The 15075-nt window shown below is 60.9% G+C and carries 17 protein-coding genes; 11 read left to right on the top strand and 6 right to left on the bottom strand.

Annotated features, from left to right (window positions below; translation table 11 throughout):
- Positions 1–55: 55 nt before the first annotated feature.
- Both EEQ99_RS18565 and EEQ99_RS18560 read left to right on the top strand, forming a co-directional pair.
- Entirely contained in the window at positions 56–1174 is a 1119-nt protein-coding gene (locus EEQ99_RS18565; RefSeq protein WP_047609972.1) for an anhydro-N-acetylmuramic acid kinase, read from the top strand.
- Entirely contained in the window at positions 1171–1698 is a 528-nt protein-coding gene (locus tag EEQ99_RS18560) for a GNAT family N-acetyltransferase (protein ID WP_063475238.1), read from the top strand. The genes EEQ99_RS18565 and EEQ99_RS18560 overlap by 4 nt, the downstream gene beginning before the upstream one ends.
- Position 1699: 1 nt before the next feature.
- Here EEQ99_RS18560 and EEQ99_RS18555 read toward each other — a convergent pair whose 3' ends face one another.
- On the bottom strand, positions 1700–2878 hold the full coding sequence (locus tag EEQ99_RS18555) for an acyltransferase family protein (RefSeq protein WP_063475239.1): 1179 nt from the start codon (positions 2876–2878) through the stop codon (positions 1700–1702).
- A 144-nt stretch (positions 2879–3022) separates the two neighbouring features.
- Positions 3023–3700, bottom strand: a complete 678-nt coding sequence (locus EEQ99_RS18550) for an alpha/beta hydrolase (protein WP_003559715.1) — start codon at positions 3698–3700, stop codon at positions 3023–3025.
- Positions 3701–3918: 218 nt separating this feature from the next.
- On the opposite strand from EEQ99_RS18550, the gene EEQ99_RS18545 reads away from it, so the two are divergent.
- From EEQ99_RS18545 to sufA, 8 genes are all read left to right on the top strand, one after another.
- On the top strand, positions 3919–5085 hold the full coding sequence (locus EEQ99_RS18545) for a cysteine desulfurase family protein (RefSeq protein ID WP_063475240.1): 1167 nt from the start codon (positions 3919–3921) through the stop codon (positions 5083–5085).
- Positions 5086–5253: 168 nt separating this feature from the next.
- On the top strand, positions 5254–6723 hold the full coding sequence (gene sufB / locus EEQ99_RS18540) for a Fe-S cluster assembly protein SufB (RefSeq protein WP_047609963.1): 1470 nt from the start codon (positions 5254–5256) through the stop codon (positions 6721–6723).
- Between the two features lie 62 nt (positions 6724–6785).
- A complete protein-coding gene (locus EEQ99_RS18535; protein WP_244604825.1) occupies positions 6786–6989 on the top strand; it encodes a hypothetical protein in 204 nt (67 codons plus the stop codon).
- Positions 6990–7001: 12 nt separating this feature from the next.
- Positions 7002–7757: a Fe-S cluster assembly ATPase SufC gene (sufC, locus tag EEQ99_RS18530; protein ID WP_018445225.1), complete on the top strand. Its 756-nt coding sequence runs from the start codon at positions 7002–7004 to the stop codon at positions 7755–7757.
- A 24-nt stretch (positions 7758–7781) separates the two neighbouring features.
- Positions 7782–9056 (top strand): Fe-S cluster assembly protein SufD, encoded by a 1275-nt coding sequence (gene sufD, locus EEQ99_RS18525; RefSeq protein WP_047609961.1) that lies wholly within the window; start codon positions 7782–7784, stop codon positions 9054–9056.
- A gap of 12 nt (positions 9057–9068) precedes the next feature.
- Entirely contained in the window at positions 9069–10310 is a 1242-nt protein-coding gene (locus EEQ99_RS18520) for a cysteine desulfurase (RefSeq protein ID WP_047609958.1), read from the top strand.
- Between the two features lie 12 nt (positions 10311–10322).
- On the top strand, positions 10323–10703 hold the full coding sequence (locus EEQ99_RS18515) for an SUF system Fe-S cluster assembly protein (protein ID WP_016554095.1): 381 nt from the start codon (positions 10323–10325) through the stop codon (positions 10701–10703).
- 96 nt (positions 10704–10799) lie between these two features.
- Positions 10800–11192, top strand: coding sequence for a Fe-S cluster assembly scaffold SufA (gene sufA / locus EEQ99_RS18510; RefSeq protein ID WP_127430894.1), 393 nt, complete (start codon positions 10800–10802; stop codon positions 11190–11192).
- Between the two features lie 56 nt (positions 11193–11248).
- Here sufA and EEQ99_RS18505 read toward each other — a convergent pair whose 3' ends face one another.
- The 3 genes from EEQ99_RS18505 to EEQ99_RS18495 form a co-directional block, all read right to left on the bottom strand.
- The gene (locus tag EEQ99_RS18505; protein ID WP_028757740.1) at positions 11249–11554 is read right to left on the bottom strand and encodes a flagellar basal body protein; all 306 of its coding nucleotides are present in this window, start codon (positions 11552–11554) and stop codon (positions 11249–11251) included.
- 167 nt (positions 11555–11721) lie between these two features.
- Positions 11722–12768: a glycoside hydrolase family 25 protein gene (locus EEQ99_RS18500; protein ID WP_047609950.1), complete on the bottom strand. Its 1047-nt coding sequence runs from the start codon at positions 12766–12768 to the stop codon at positions 11722–11724.
- A 176-nt stretch (positions 12769–12944) separates the two neighbouring features.
- A complete protein-coding gene (locus tag EEQ99_RS18495; protein WP_047609945.1) occupies positions 12945–13568 on the bottom strand; it encodes a TetR/AcrR family transcriptional regulator in 624 nt (207 codons plus the stop codon).
- A gap of 94 nt (positions 13569–13662) precedes the next feature.
- Here EEQ99_RS18495 and EEQ99_RS18490 point away from each other — a divergent pair, with 94 nt between their 5' ends.
- The gene (locus EEQ99_RS18490) at positions 13663–14631 is read left to right on the top strand and encodes an SDR family NAD(P)-dependent oxidoreductase (protein WP_047611574.1); all 969 of its coding nucleotides are present in this window, start codon (positions 13663–13665) and stop codon (positions 14629–14631) included.
- Between the two features lie 143 nt (positions 14632–14774).
- Here EEQ99_RS18490 and EEQ99_RS18485 read toward each other — a convergent pair whose 3' ends face one another.
- On the bottom strand, positions 14775–15020 hold the full coding sequence (locus EEQ99_RS18485) for a DUF982 domain-containing protein (protein ID WP_047609943.1): 246 nt from the start codon (positions 15018–15020) through the stop codon (positions 14775–14777).
- Positions 15021–15075 lie beyond the last annotated feature (55 nt).

Genomic DNA, 15075 nt, shown 5'->3' with positions numbered 1-15075 from the left:
GTTTAGCACTGTTTTTATCAAAGTGCATCCGGGAATCGCATGGGAGGCAAGCCTCATGGATGTCATCAGGACTGCGATCGGTCTGATGAGCGGCACGTCGATGGACGGAATCGATGTCGCGCTGCTCAGGACCGACGGCCGCGGCTTCATCGAGCACGGGCCGTTCATGGGCGTGCCCTATGACGCCGATTTTCGCGGCCGGCTGAAACGGGCGCTGGAACTGGCGCGTCCGCTCAGCGACAGGAGCGAACGGCCCGCTGAGCTTCGCGACATCGAGCTGGAACTGACCTTACGTCATGCAATTGCCGTTACGGCATTCCTGGAGCGTTTCGGGCTTTCAGCCGATGCCGTCGATGTTCTCGGCTTTCATGGCCAGACAGTACTCCATCGCCCTGACGAAGGATTGACGATCCAGATCGGTGACGGTCCGGAACTGGCGCGCCGAACCGGCATACCGGTGGTGTACGACATGCGCGCCAACGACATGGTTCATGGCGGGCAGGGCGCGCCGCTGGTGCCTGCCTATCACGCCGCACTTGCGGGAAAATTCCAGCAGGCTGGACAGGCGGTGTGCTTCGTCAATATCGGCGGCATCTCCAATTTGACCTTTATCGGCACGGATGGCCGGATATCGGCCTTCGACAGTGGGCCGGGCAATACGCTGATCGACCAGTGGGTGGAGATGCAGACCGGCAGAACCTATGATCCCGGCGGCGAAATCGGTGGGCGCGGCAAGGTCGTGGCCGCTCTCGCGGAACGTTATCTGCAAAGCCCGTTCTTCCGCGGCAATCTTCGCCGTTCGCTCGACCGCGGCGATTTCGCGCCGCTTCGGCCCGAGGAAGCGAGCCTTGAAGACGGCGCCCGGACGCTCGCCCATGTCGCCGCCGCCTCGATCATCAAATCTGCCGGTTTTCTGCCCGAGAGCCCATCGATCTATATCGTCTGCGGCGGCGGGCGGCTGAACGCCACCGTGATGGCGGAGTTTTCCGCCATGGCCGGAAGGCTGGGCGCGAGGGTGTTGAGCGCCGAGGAGGCAGGCTTCGACGGTGATGCGATGGAAGCTGAGGCCTGGGCCTATCTCGCCGTCCGCTCGCTGGACGGGCTGCCGTTGACGTTTCCCGGCACGACGGGCGTCGGCGCCCCCGTCAGCGGCGGGGTGCTGGCGACGCCATGAGAGAGCAGAGCGTCATATTGAGCACGCCGCGGCTCAACTTCGTCATGTGGGACGAAGGCGATGCGGTCCTCGTGCAGCAACTGCATTCGACGATGGCGACGACCCGATATCTGTCCGGCAACGGGCCATGGAGTCTCGAAAAGGCTGAGGAGCGGCTGCGGGGCTGGTTCGAGGAGCAGGCGCGCCACGGCACGACGAAATACAAGATCCTCGACGAGGACGGCCGGTTTATCGGTCGCGCGGGGATTTCGAAGTTCAGGAACGAGCAATTCGAACTTGGCTATTCCCTGCGCGAGGAGGTGTGGGGCAAGGGCCTGGCGACCGAGGCGGCAGGTGCGGTGGTCGACTGGTTCTTCGAAAGGCAGCTTGCGCAGCGCCTCATCGCCTTCACGCATCCCGATAACATCGCCTCGCAGCGTGTGCTGAGGAAAATCGGCATGCGTGAACGCGTGCCGATCCTGATCGATGGAGTGCTTGACCCAGCTTTTGAACTCACCGCCGATATGCGGCCGGCAAAGTGCTAATTTAACTCTTTACGGCAACCGGCGGCCGGACGTGGGATTCGCGCCCAGCCTGATTGCCATCCTCGACGCCCCTGACCTGGGCGATGAATGAGAACTTCTTGCGAAGGCCAAGGATCGGCTTCTCGATGAAATGCCAGGACAGCACCGCCACGGCGAGGGCCGAGGGCAGGCCGACGAGATAGAGCGCCAGCGCACCATATTTCGGATAGAGAAATACGGACGGAAACGAGCTGATCCAGATCTGCAAAAACGGGTCATGATAGAGATAGACGCCGTAGGAATAGTCGCCCTTCCTGAAAAAGGCCGGAATGGGTACCTCCGACAGGCCGATAAAGACGGTGATATAAACGAGAGAGGTGATGACCAGGGGCCGGTTCATCACCGACTCCGTCGCTTGGCTGTCCAGGGTGAGAATGGCGACGAGGCAAACCAGGCCGGCGGCGGCGAACAGCCAGCGGGAATGCGGAATGACCGCTTTGAACTGAAAGACGACGATGCCCATCATGAAGGCCGTTATCAGCTGGGAGCCTCGGCTCATGAACAGGAAGCGAGCGATCGGCTTGACCGAGCCTGGCAGCAGATAGGGCATCTTCTGCACGACAAGGCCGATGACGATATAGGCGATCGTCACCGCAAGCAGCTTGTAGCGCGTCTTGACGATGGCAGTGATCATCAGGAACGACATGATGATGTAGCAGAAGATCTCCCAGGGAACCGTCCAGAGCGCGCCGTTGACACGTTGGCTCGGATTGTCCTGGAAAACGCCCGGCAGCTCGTAATGGATCCAACCGACGATATTCAGAAAGTATTTGAAAAACCGCGGATCGGTAAAATATTCGGCGTGATAGACGATCGTGACGAGCGGCCCGATGATCAGCGAACAAACGACGATATCGACGGCAAGCGCCGGGACGATACGCAAGCTTCGGTTGATCAGGAAATTTCTGAGGCTCAGGCGTTGGGCGCTGCCGGCGATCAGAAATCCGCTCAGCGCGAAGAACATCGGAACAAGAGCGTATTCCGTGAACCAGAATACCGACCCCCTGATGAAGTCATTGTTCCTGGTTAACAAAAAGGAATGGGTCAATACGATGGAAAAGGCGAGCCCTATTCGAAGAAAATCGAACCCCGGACCGATTCCCCTATACTTATCCAGGACTTCCCCGAACGACTTGGTCATTGCGGACCTCGCTTTTGTTAGGATCGCGAGGACCCTACCGCACTGCAACATACATTGCAACACGATAGGTGATCTGTTCTGACACGTTCGGTCCGGTGAGGTTCCGGACCGTCACGGCATCGATGGGGCCGAGATTTTGTGGTGTCAGCGAATCCGCTTGGCGGCCGGTTCCGGCACCAGTTCGCCGTTGAGGCGGCGGTCGAGATAGTCTTCGCATTCGCCCATCAGGGTTTCCACCTGGCCGTTGAAGAAGTGGTTGGCGTTGGCAACGGTGCGGTGGGTGATGAGGATGCCCTTCTGGGTCTTCAGCTTCTCCACAAGGCCATTGACATCCTTTTCCGGCGCTACCTTGTCGGCCTCGCCATTGATGATCAGGCCGGAAGAGGGGCAGGGCGCCAGGAAGGAGAAGTCGTAGGTGTTCGGCTGCGGCGCGATCGACATAAAGCCTTCGATCTCCGGCCGGCGCATCAGCAGCTGCATGCCGATCCAGGAGCCGAAGGAATAACCGGCGACCCAACAGGTCTTGGAATCGGGATGCAGGCTCTGCACCCAGTCGAGCGCCGAGGCGGCATCCGAAAGTTCGCCGGCGCCGTGGTCGAATTCGCCCTGGCTGCGGCCGATGCCCCGGAAATTGAAGCGCAGCGTCGTGAACCCGCGCTTCTGGAACATGTAGAAGAGCTGATAGACGATCTGATTGTTCATCGTGCCGCCGAACTGCGGATGCGGATGCAGAATCAGGGCGATGGGCGCGCTTTTTTCCTTGGAGGGCTGGTAGCGGCCTTCAAGACGGCCGGCTGGGCCGTTGAAAATTACTTCGGGCATTGGTACTCCGGGTTTTATTTCGCGTTCGCGCTGCGTTGGACGACAACATTGACTTGACTAGTGTTGTCAGCTTTTCTAAAACGCAGTTTAGAACAATTCGAAACTTGCATGGCGATCCACGCATCGTGGAATGTGTCATAAGGCAAGCCCGGCGGAAATTTCAAGAAAAATGAACCGCGGCCGCTGAAGCAAGCTCGTCAAGCGCAGGACTGAAGATCATGGCGCCGCCACGCCTTTATCTCGACTGGAATGCCACAGCGCCGCTACACCCCGCAGCACGCGAGGCGATCATGCGCGCCATCGACATTTTCGGCAATCCAAATTCCGTTCACGGCGAAGGCCGCGCCGCCCGCGCTGCGATTGAAGGTGCGCGGCGCAAAGTGGCGGCACTTGCCGGCACCGATGCCGGAAATGTGGTTTTTACCAGCGGCGCGACCGAGGCCGCCAACCTGGTGTTGACGCCGGATTTCCGCATGGGCCGCACGCCGCTCCGGCTCGGCCAGCTTTATTTTTCGGCGATCGAGCATCCGGCAGTGCGCGAGGGTGGCCGCTTCGCCAGAGAGACGATGACGGAGATCCCGGTGACGGAAGCCGGCATCGTCGATCTCGATGCGCTCGGCACCCTGCTCGATGCTCATGACAAGGCTGCCGGCCTGCCGATGGTCGCCATCATGCTCGTCAACAACGAGACGGGCATCGTCCAGCCTGTGGAGGCAGCGGCAAAGATCGTGCATGCCCATGGTGGGCTCCTGGTCGTCGACGCCGTTCAGGCCGCCGGTCGCCTCGCGCTCGATATCAATCGGATCGGCGCCGATTTCATGATCGTCTCCTCGCATAAGATCGGCGGACCGAAGGGTGCCGGCGCGCTCATTGCGCGCGGCGAGGCGTTGATGCCGCGGCCGCTGATCCAGGGTGGCGGCCAGGAGCGGGGTCACCGCTCGGGGACACAGAATTCACTGGCGCTGATCGGCTTCGGCGCGGCGGCGGAAGCCGCGGCCGAGGAGCTCGATGCGCGCAATGCGGCGATCGGCGCGTTGCGCGAGCGGCTGGAAGCCGGCATGCGTCGGGCGGCAGCCGATGTAATGATCCACGGCGAGGGCGGCGAACGTGTCGCCAACACGATCTTCTTCACCCTGCCGGGGCTGAAGGCCGAGACCGGGCAGATCGCCTTCGATCTCGAAGGCGTTGCCCTTTCCGCAGGCTCGGCCTGCTCATCCGGTCGGCTTGGCGAAAGCCATGTGCTGACGGCGATGGGACGTGACGCCAAGCTCGGGGCATTGCGCATCTCGCTCGGCTTTTCGACAACGGAAGACGATGTCGACAGGGTGATTGCGGCTTTCGCGAAGATTGCCTGCCGGCGAAGGTCGGCGGGTGAGGCGGCATAAGCCGCATCATAAACTTGCGGAAACGCAAATTTCCGCTTGCCAATCGGGCTGAAAAGTCCCTTTTGGCCTCTTACATCAGGGTAAGGCATTTGCCCGACATCAGGGCAGGACAATTGCCCGAACGCTACAAGCTGCCGGACCTTGTATCCGGCGAGATTGGAGAATGAAATGGCTGCGGTGCAGGAAACAATCGACCAGGTCCGCCTGATCGATGTGGACCAGTACAAATACGGTTTCGAGACCGTCATCGAGATGGACAAAGCGCCGAAAGGCCTGTCCGAGGACATCATTCGCTTCATTTCGGCCAAGAAGCAGGAGCCGGAGTGGATGCTGGAATGGCGCCTTGAAGCCTATCGGCGCTGGCTGACGCTGGAAGAGCCGACCTGGGCGCGCGTCAATTATCCGAAGATCGATTTCAACGACATCTATTACTACGCCGCGCCGAAGAGCACGCCGGGTCCGAAGTCGCTCGACGAGGTCGATCCGGAGCTGTTGAAGGTCTACGAGAAGCTCGGCATCCCGCTGCGCGAGCAGGAGATCCTTGCCGGTGTCGAGAAGCCGAAGATCGCCGTCGACGCCGTTTTCGACAGCGTTTCGGTCGTCACCACCTTCAAGGCGGAGCTGAAGAAGGCCGGCGTGATCTTCATGTCGATCTCGGAAGCCATCCGCGAGCATCCGGAACTGGTGCAGAAATACCTCGGCTCCGTGGTGCCGACGAGCGATAACTATTATGCGACGCTGAATTCGGCTGTTTTCACCGACGGCTCCTTCGTGTTCATTCCGAAGGGCGTTCGCTGCCCGATGGAGCTTTCCACCTATTTCCGCATCAACGAGAAGGGCACCGGCCAGTTCGAGCGCACCCTGATCATCGCGGAAGAAGGCGCCTACGTCTCCTATCTGGAAGGCTGCACGGCGCCGCAGCGCGACGAAAATCAGTTGCATGCTGCCGTGGTCGAGCTGGTTGCGCTCGACGATGCCGAGATCAAGTATTCCACCGTCCAGAACTGGTATCCCGGTGACAAGGAAGGCAAGGGCGGCATCTACAACTTCGTCACCAAGCGCGGCGATTGCCGTGGCGACCGCTCGAAGATTTCCTGGACGCAGGTCGAAACCGGCTCGGCGATCACCTGGAAATATCCGTCCTGCATCCTGCGCGGCGACGACAGCCGCGGCGAGTTCTACTCGATCGCCGTGTCCAACGGCCATCAGCAGATCGACAGCGGCACCAAGATGATCCATCTCGGCAAGAACACGTCGAGCCGCATCGTCTCCAAGGGCATCGCCGCCGGCGTGTCCAACAACACCTATCGCGGCCAGGTCTCGGCTCACCGCAAGGCGTCGAACGCACGCAACTTCACCCAGTGCGATTCGCTGCTGATCGGCGACAAGTGCGGCGCTCATACCGTGCCCTACATCGAGGCGAAGAATTCGACGGCGCAGTTCGAACATGAAGCCACGACCTCGAAGATCTCCGAGGACCAACTGTTCTACTGCCTGCAGCGCGGTATCCCGACAGAAGCGGCGATCGCACTGATCGTCAACGGCTTCGTCAAGGAAGTCCTGCAGGAACTGCCGATGGAATTCGCCGTCGAGGCGCAGAAGCTGATCAGCATCTCGCTCGAAGGCTCGGTTGGGTAGTGGACGAAAAGCCACCGCTTTGGCAGACAGGCGAACAAAGGCATTGGATAGCGAGCGCTCTGATGTTTTTGTTCTCTACGGCGCTGGCCGGTGTTGTCGTAGGAATGTTTGTTGCATTCGCCAACTGGAATATCGGCAAACTGATCGTGCTTTCGTCTCTTGGCCTATGTGCCGTTGTGCTGGTGCTCAGTAGAGCAGCCGAACTGGTCGATGAATTGTCAGAATTGATGGAACGCATTTTCCCTGGATGGAAAAGCCCCAAGTGAAAGATCGAGACTATGCTTGAAATCAGAAACCTCCATGCCCGCATCGCCGAAGACGGCACCGAGATCATCCGTGGCCTGAACCTGACGGTGAAGGCCGGCGAAGTTGCCGCGATCATGGGGCCGAACGGCTCCGGCAAGTCGACACTCTCCTATGTGCTGTCCGGCCGCAGCGACTACGAAGTGACTGAGGGCGACATTCTTTATAATGGCGAGAGCATCCTCGAGCTCGATCCGGCTGAGCGCGCCGCCAAGGGCATCTTCCTTGCCTTTCAGTATCCGGTCGAAATCCCCGGTGTCGCCACCATGCAGTTCTTGAAGGTGGCGATGAACGAGCAGCGCAAGGCGCGCGGCGAGGACGAGCTGACGACGCCGGATTTCATGCGCCGCGTCAAGGATGCCGCCGGCAAGCTGCAGATCAATACCGAGATGCTGAAGCGGCCGCTGAATGTCGGCTTTTCCGGCGGCGAGAAGAAGCGCGCCGAGATCCTGCAGATGGCGCTGCTCGAACCGAAGCTCTGCGTGCTCGACGAAACCGATTCCGGCCTCGATATCGACGCGCTGAAGATTGTCGCCGACGGCGTCAACGCGCTGCGTTCGCCGGATCGCGCCGTCGTGGTGATCACCCATTACCAGCGCCTGCTCGACTATATCGTGCCCGATACCGTCCACGTGCTCTATAAGGGCCAGGTGATCAAGTCGGGCGACAAGACGCTGGCGCATGAGCTGGAAGCCAATGGCTATGCCGACATCATCGGCACGGCGGCCTGAGTTCGGGTGGAAAGGACGACGTCCATGAACATGCAGACGACGAGCCGCCTGACAGCGGCCGAAGCGGCACTGATCGAGGCCTTCAACCAGCAGATCGGTGAGCTGCCCGGCAATGGCGCGGTGACGGCGCTGCGCGACCGGCTTCTCGACGACCTGAAGAAGGCCGGCCTGCCGACGCGCCGCATCGAGGCCTGGCATTATACCGACCTCAAGAATCTTCTGCGCACCGTTCCGCCACAGGCGGGTGATGCGGGCTCCGAAGCTTTGGAGCCGCTCGTTGCCGATGCCACGGTGCTGGCGGTGATCCAGGGCCATTCCAACCAGAAGGCTGCCGCCGACGGTCTTGGCATTTCGACCTATTCCGGCCATCTGCTCGATGGCTCCGCCGCAAACGGGCTCGATGCGCTCGGCAACGACGACGCCGTCGGCCGCATCAATGGCAGCTTCGTGCGCGACGGCTATGTCGTCGACGTGCCTGCCGGCACCGAGCTTGAAGCTCCGCTCGAAATCCAGTTCATCCATGCCGGCGGGCAAGCGCATACGCGCCTTCCCGTGGCCTTCGGCGCCGGCGTCAAGGCGACCGTCATCGAGCGTCACCTTGCGGCGACAAATGATGCGGCGCTGGTCTCCCATGTCAGCGACATTACGGTCGGCGAGGGAACGGAGCTGACCTGGATCATCCTGCAGCAGCAGGGAGCCGACGATACGCATCTTGGGCAGATCCGCATCGATCTCGGCGCTGACGCCAAGCTTCGGCTGTTCGTCATCAATGCCGGCGGCAAGCTGGTGCGCCAGGAGCTGCATATCAAGGTGACGGGCGAGGGCGCCGATCTGACGCTGCGCGGCATCAACCTGCTGGGCGCTGACAGCCATACAGACGTGACGATGGTGCTCGGCCACGACGTGCCGAACACCGGTTCGACCGAGGTGATCCGCAACGTCGTCTTCGACCGCGCCAAGGGCGTGTTCCAGGGCATGATCCGGGTGGCGCCCGATGCGCAGAAGACCGATGCCAAGATGGCCTGCAACACGCTGCTGATGTCCGACGATGCCGAATTCTCGGTCAAGCCCGAGCTTGAGATCTTTGCCGACGACGTGCAGTGCGGCCATGGCGCGACGGTGACCGATATCGACGCCAATCATCTCTATTACCTGATGGCGCGTGGTATTCCGGAGAAGATGGCGCGGGCGATGCTGGTCAACGCCTTCGTCGCCGAAATCGTCGAGGAACTGGAAGACGAGGCCCTGGTCGAGGCGCTGGAAAGCGTGATTTCGGCCTGGCTCGAAAAGCACGCCTGATCGGATATATCGATGGACAAGATAGTGCCGGCCACTGAGTACGACGTCGAAGCCATCCGCCGGGATTTTCCGATCCTGGCGGAGAAGGTGCACGGCAAGCCGCTGGTCTATCTCGATAACGGCGCGTCGGCACAGAAGCCGCAGGTGGTGATCGACGCCATCTCGCATGCCTATTCGCATGAATATGCCAATGTGCATCGCGGCCTACACTATCTCTCGAATGCCGCGACGGACGCCTATGAGGCCGCGCGCGAAAAAGTCCGCCGCTTCCTCAATGCGCCTTCGGTTGATGACATCGTCTTCACCAAGAATTCGACGGAAGCGATCAACACCGTCGCCTATGGCTGGGGCATGCCCAAGATTGGCGAAGGCGACGAGATCGTCCTCACGATCATGGAGCACCATTCCAACATCGTGCCCTGGCACTTCATCCGCGAGCGGCAGGGCGCCAAACTCGTCTGGGTGCCCGTCGACGACGAGGGCGCCTTCCATATCGAGGATTTCGAAAAGAGCCTGACGGAGCGCACCAAGCTCGTCGCCATCACCCACATGTCGAATGCGCTCGGCACGATCGTTCCCGTCAAGGAAGTCTGCCGGATCGCGCATGAGCGCGGCATCCCGGTGCTGATCGATGGCAGCCAGGGCGCCGTGCATCTGCCGGTCGACGTGCAGGATATCGATTGCGACTGGTACGTCATGACCGGCCACAAGCTCTACGGCCCATCCGGCATCGGCGTGCTTTACGGCAAGAAGGAACGGCTGCAGGAGATGCGTCCGTTCCAGGGTGGCGGCGAGATGATCTTCGAAGTCGCCGAGGACGTCGTTACCTATAACGATCCGCCGCATCGCTTCGAGGCCGGCACACCGCCGATCGTGCAGGCGATCGGGCTCGGTTACGCGCTCGACTATATGGAGAAGGTCGGCCGCGAGGCGATCGCCCGGCATGAGGCCGATCTTGCGGCCTATGCTGTCGAGCGGCTGAAATCGGTCAATTCGCTGCGGGTCTTCGGGACGGCGCCGGATAAGGGGAGTATCTTTTCTTTCGAGCTTGCCGGAATCCATGCCCATGACGTCTCGATGGTGATCGACCGGCAGGGTGTTGCGGTCAGGGCCGGCACGCATTGCGCCATGCCGCTCTTGAAACGCTTCGGCGTCACATCCACATGCCGTGCATCCTTCGGCATGTATAATACCCGCGCCGAGGTCGATACCCTGGCCGATGCGCTGGAATATGCGCGCAAGTTCTTTGCTTGAGGAGTGTCCGTGATGAGCCTGGACGAAAGCGAACAGAAGATCGACGTGCGCGAAGGCATCGTGCATTCCAGCATTCCGGCCGATGAACTGGCGCGGCTGAGTGACGACGTCATCAGCGCCCTGAAGACCGTCTACGATCCCGAAATTCCGGCCGACATCTTCGAACTCGGTCTGATCTACAAGATCGATATCGAAGACGACCGGATGGTGAAGATCATGATGACGCTGACAGCGCCCGGCTGCCCGGTGGCCGGCGAGATGCCAGGCTGGGTCGAGAACGCCGTCGGCGCCGTCGAGGGCGTATCGGGCGTCGAGGTCGAAATGACCTTCGATCCGCCGTGGACGCCGGACCGCATGTCCGAAGAGGCGCAGGTCGCCGTCGGCTGGTACTGATACGGTGCCGTGGTATTGATCCGTTTACCTCGGACGACTACATTCGAGTCACGATGCGCCGGATCTTGACCCCGGTTGCGGAAGGAGAATGAGCCGATGGGCTTTGCAATCATGAGCATGACGGACGGGGCTGCGGCCCGTGTCAAGTCGATCGTCGAGAACTCGGGACCGGACGCTAAAGGCATTCGCGTCGGCATCAAGAAGGGCGGCTGCGCCGGGATGGAGTATACCATCGACCTGGTGACCGAGCCCAATGCCAAGGACGACCTGATCGAGCGCGATGGTGCAAAAGTCTGGGTCGAGCCATCGGCGGCTCTTTACCTGCTCGGCACCGAAATGGGCTTCGAAACGACGACGCTGCGCTCGGGCTTCACCTTCACCAATCCGAACCAGACGTCGGCCTGTGGCTGCGGCGAATCCGTCGAGCTGAAGCCTGCCGATCTCGCGGCCCTTGCCACCCAGCGCCAGGCCGAGCCGGCGCATTCCTGATGGCCTTCAGGCCGACGGAAAATTCTCCGCCAGCAACTCCATGAAATCGGGCGTGCTCAGTCGCGCTTGATGCTCATCAGCATTTCCCACATATCGGCGCCGGTCTCGAAGACCACGGCGTTTGCCTTGTAGCTCTGCTCGGCTTCAACAAGGCCGGTCAATTCGGTGGCGGGATCGACATCCGACGCCGTCGGGCTGACGACGGCCTGGACACCGCCTGCTTCAACGGAGGTGAGGCTGGTGTTCAGCCTGGCATAGTCCGGCGTGCTGCTGTTTGCGATGTTGTTGGCAATCGCGCCGACCCGCGTCGTCTGCGCCCGCATTCCCGAAAGAGCAGTGCTCGTCATGCCCGATATGCTCATCAGCCGTTTCCCCAGAACTGGATGAAATTCTTGTACACGCGAGGATTTAGAGAATGCTGAAGGCGTTGCGTTAGCAAAGACCTACAGCTGAGTGCGTCTTGCCATTCATCTGTTCCGGATTGGCACGGAACGATGTTGGAAAGGCGCGGAAATCATGGACAGCTTGGCTATCGCGACGCCACCCAGTCGTGCCAGTCGCTTTCATTGCCGTTGAAGACGTTCAGGTCGATCTTGCCGTCGACGCCATCCGAAAGGCCGGAGCCGGAATACTGCCAGAAGAGCCACTTGCGGCCCGGATAGACCTTGGAGGGGTGAGCGGCCACCGAGCGCAGCCAGAAGGGATAGTCGAGCATTTGGCCCTTCAGGTTATCCCGGTAGAAGTCCGGCGCGGTGTAGATGATTGGACGCTGGCCGTAATGGCGCTCCAGCTTGTCCATGAAGACCTGCATCTTTTCCCGGACACGTTCAGGCGAGATGCGCCTCTTGCAGCTCGATTCGCCGTTCCATTCGACGTCGATCACAGGCGGAAGAGCGTTGGCTTCCTTCGGTACGTTGCGGATGAACCAGTCGGCCTGCTCGCCGGCTGTCCGGCACCAATAGAAGAAGTGATAGGCGCCGTGTTTCAGCCCGGCTTCCTTGGCCCGGCGCCAGTTCTTCTTGAACATCGGATCGAGGTGATCGCCACCGTCTGTCGCCTTGATGTAGACGAAGTTCGCGCCTTGCCTGCGCAGCGTCTCCCAATCGATCTCGCCCTGCCAGCGCGACACGTCGACGCCGTGCACGGCAAGCTTTCTCGGCGAGGTGGAACCGAAGTTGATCGGTTTGGCATCACGGAACCGGTGGCCGTAAATTTGGCCGCGTGAGGGCGGCCTCGCGCCGAGATCGGGCATCGCATTGCCCGCGGGATTGCTCGGCATCAGCATGGCGACCGGTTTTTCCGTCGGCATCGGCATGCCGACCGGCCTGTCTGCGGGGACGAGCGCCTGCGGCTCCGGAACCTGCCCCGTCCAGCTCAATGCCTCCTGCGGCGGGCTTGCCTGCGGAGCAGGATCGCCCACGGCTGCAGCCGGTATCGGGCCGCTCGGCTGGGTAATGGCATTGGTCGTTTCGCGCGACGGTACAGGGGTGAGCACATCTTCGGCGCCAGAACTTGCGGAGCATCCCGAGAGAATCAGGGCGGCGAGGAGGATTGCTGGCACAGCCGATGGACGCATAAGAACCTGCACGCAAAACAAGGGATCGACGATGATCCATGTTGATGGAAGCCGCCTTTATGAATTGCTAACAGAGACTTGCTAAGAAAGGTTAAATTTGATCCTTGTGCATCAGAAGCATCCAGCCGCTCCCAACCTATGGGAGGGGCCTTTAGCCACTGCGACTTGGCTCCCTCTCAGCGACTGGCTCTCATCCCCGCAATCAGAATATCGATGAGTTGTCTTGCCGCCTCCCGCCAGGCGGGGCCGCAGCTGATGCTTGCGCCGCCCGCCAGCGCGCGCAGGATATCGAGCGGGTCCATCGCCAGGCGGATTTCGCCGGTGGCGACTGCGCGATCCACCAGCAGATTGACGGCGCCTATGATCAAGTCGGCCGAATCGGCATAGAGCTCGGAGGTGCCGCCGACCAAAGAATCCAGCACCTCCGACATGCCGTGTTTCGTTACGACATAATCGACGAACTGCACCAGCCACAGACGAAGCGCTTCGACAGGCGGATGTGTCTCGGCAAGGCTTTTGGCGGCGGCGGCAAGCTGCGTCGTCTCGTTGCGGTAGATGGCGGCAACCAATGCATCGCGCGTCGGGAAATGGCGATAAAGTGTGCCGATGCCGACGCCGGCGATGCGGGCAATTTCTTCCAGGCTGGCGCTGGAACCCTTGTCGGCAAAGACGGTCTTTGCCGTTTCCATCAGCAGAAGGCGGTTGCGTTCGGCATCCGCACGCGGCTTTCGGACGGTGGGTCCGTCACTTTTTTCAGCCATTTCCAAGAAGTCCCCTTGATAAACGGAGGCGCCCTCCATATTTATCTGGAGGCATCCTCCTTTTATTTCATTTGAGGCCGGCGGACAATGGTCCTCCAGCCCGGAGCGGTGCGCCATGATCAAGGAGATAATCATGAGTGGACTTTTTGGCGCGACATCGACCACCGATGAGGTGCTCGCCGGCGTCGATCTCAAGGGCAAGCGTGTTCTGGTGACGGGTGTTTCGGCCGGTCTCGGCGTGGAAACCGCACGTGTCCTGGCAGCCCATGGAGCGCAGGTGGTGGGTACGGCCCGTGACCTTGCAAAGGCAAGGGCGGCAACGGAAGTCGTGCGCGCCGGTGAAGCCAATGGCGGCAGTCTTGACATCGTCGAGCTCGATCTTGCTTCTCTGGCAAGCGTGCGGGCCTGCGCCGATGCGCTCATCGCGGATGGCCGCCCCTTCGACGTCGTCATTGCCAATGCCGGCGTGATGGCTGCTCCCTTCGGCCGCACCGCCGATGGTTTCGAAACGCAGTTCGGCACCAATCATCTCGGTCATTTTGTGCTGGTCAATCGCATCGCATCGCTCGTCAAATCGGGCGGCCGTGTGGTGATCGTCGCGTCCTCGGCCCATCGCATGGCTCCTTTCAGCCTCGACGACCTCAATTTCGAGAGCAAGACCTATGAGCCCTGGGCGGCCTATGCCCAGTCGAAAACCGCAAATATCCTGTTCGCGGTGGAGCTCGACCGGCGCCTCGAGAAGCGTGGTATCCGTGCGACGGCACTGCATCCCGGCGGCATTCAGACCGAGCTCGACCGTCATGTCGGCGCCGGCGCGATCGAAGGCATGATGGCTGAGATCAACGCAGCACTTGCCGCCGAGGGCAAACCGCCCTTCCAGCGGAAGACGATCCCGCAAGGTGCCGCGACCTCAGTCTGGGCAGGTTTCGTCGCTCCGGCAGACGCGGTCGGCGGCAGATATTGCGAAAATTGCCACGTCTCCGAAGTAACGGATGCGGAAATCAGCCCGATTTCCGAAGGCGTGCGCAGCTACGCGCTCGATCCCGCGACGGCCAAGGCATTGTGGGCCAAGAGCGAGGACATGGTCGGCGAGCGCTTCTAAGCGGCAAACCGCACATTTTGGTACTGACGGAGAGCAGGGGAACCGGGAACGGGTGCCCCTGCCGAGGTATTGAAGCTGGATCGGCTGCAAACCGGTCCGCTTCTCTTACGTTGAACCTACGCGGGGCGTCGTGTCTCCGCCGTTCAGGTCTTGATATCGAGGCCAGCTTCGACCGCGGCGGCGATGAATGCTTTGCGTGCGTCCTCGCCGGTGCGCTTGCCCTTGATGACGTCGGCGCAGATCAGCAGCGCCTGGTCGAGTGCGGCACCGTCCTCGGTCGGCCAATCCTCGATCATCGCCCAGGAGGCGGCCTGGGTGGTATCGATGCTCGTGTATTTGCCGGACTCTTCGAGGGCGACGAGCACAGGTTTCGACCATGGCGCCTGCATTCTTGCTTCGCTTTGATCCTGGGGCATGGAATGACCTTCCTTCGCACATTTCTAT

It is taken from the genome of Rhizobium anhuiense, assembly GCF_003985145.1.
GTDB lineage: Bacteria > Pseudomonadota > Alphaproteobacteria > Rhizobiales > Rhizobiaceae > Rhizobium > Rhizobium anhuiense.
The sequence above is the reverse complement of the archived record's forward strand: the minus strand, read 5'-3'. Positions and strand labels throughout refer to the sequence as shown.

Bases quoted from the DNA above. Each gene is read 5' to 3' on its own strand.
- EEQ99_RS18550 (WP_003559715.1), bottom strand. From the start codon at position 3,700: ATGCCCGAAGTAATTTTCAACGGCCCAGCCGGCCGTCTTGAAGGCCGC.
- sufB (WP_047609963.1), top strand. From the start codon at position 5,254: ATGGCTGCGGTGCAGGAAACAATCGACCAGGTCCGCCTGATCGATGTG.
- EEQ99_RS18545 (WP_063475240.1), top strand. From the start codon at position 3,919: ATGGCGCCGCCACGCCTTTATCTCGACTGGAATGCCACAGCGCCGCTA.
- EEQ99_RS18485 (WP_047609943.1), bottom strand. From the start codon at position 15,020: ATGCAGGCGCCATGGTCGAAACCTGTGCTCGTCGCCCTCGAAGAGTCC.
- EEQ99_RS18505 (WP_028757740.1), bottom strand. From the start codon at position 11,554: ATGAGCATATCGGGCATGACGAGCACTGCTCTTTCGGGAATGCGGGCG.
- EEQ99_RS18515 (WP_016554095.1), top strand. From the start codon at position 10,323: ATGAGCCTGGACGAAAGCGAACAGAAGATCGACGTGCGCGAAGGCATC.
- EEQ99_RS18535 (WP_244604825.1), top strand. From the start codon at position 6,786: ATGTTTTTGTTCTCTACGGCGCTGGCCGGTGTTGTCGTAGGAATGTTT.
- EEQ99_RS18490 (WP_047611574.1), top strand. From the start codon at position 13,663: ATGAGTGGACTTTTTGGCGCGACATCGACCACCGATGAGGTGCTCGCC.
- EEQ99_RS18555 (WP_063475239.1), bottom strand. From the start codon at position 2,878: ATGACCAAGTCGTTCGGGGAAGTCCTGGATAAGTATAGGGGAATCGGT.
- EEQ99_RS18500 (WP_047609950.1), bottom strand. From the start codon at position 12,768: ATGCGTCCATCGGCTGTGCCAGCAATCCTCCTCGCCGCCCTGATTCTC.
- EEQ99_RS18520 (WP_047609958.1), top strand. From the start codon at position 9,069: ATGGACAAGATAGTGCCGGCCACTGAGTACGACGTCGAAGCCATCCGC.
- sufD (WP_047609961.1), top strand. From the start codon at position 7,782: ATGAACATGCAGACGACGAGCCGCCTGACAGCGGCCGAAGCGGCACTG.
- sufA (WP_127430894.1), top strand. From the start codon at position 10,800: ATGGGCTTTGCAATCATGAGCATGACGGACGGGGCTGCGGCCCGTGTC.
- EEQ99_RS18495 (WP_047609945.1), bottom strand. From the start codon at position 13,568: ATGGAGGGCGCCTCCGTTTATCAAGGGGACTTCTTGGAAATGGCTGAA.
- sufC (WP_018445225.1), top strand. From the start codon at position 7,002: ATGCTTGAAATCAGAAACCTCCATGCCCGCATCGCCGAAGACGGCACC.
- EEQ99_RS18560 (WP_063475238.1), top strand. From the start codon at position 1,171: ATGAGAGAGCAGAGCGTCATATTGAGCACGCCGCGGCTCAACTTCGTC.
- EEQ99_RS18565 (WP_047609972.1), top strand. From the start codon at position 56: ATGGATGTCATCAGGACTGCGATCGGTCTGATGAGCGGCACGTCGATG.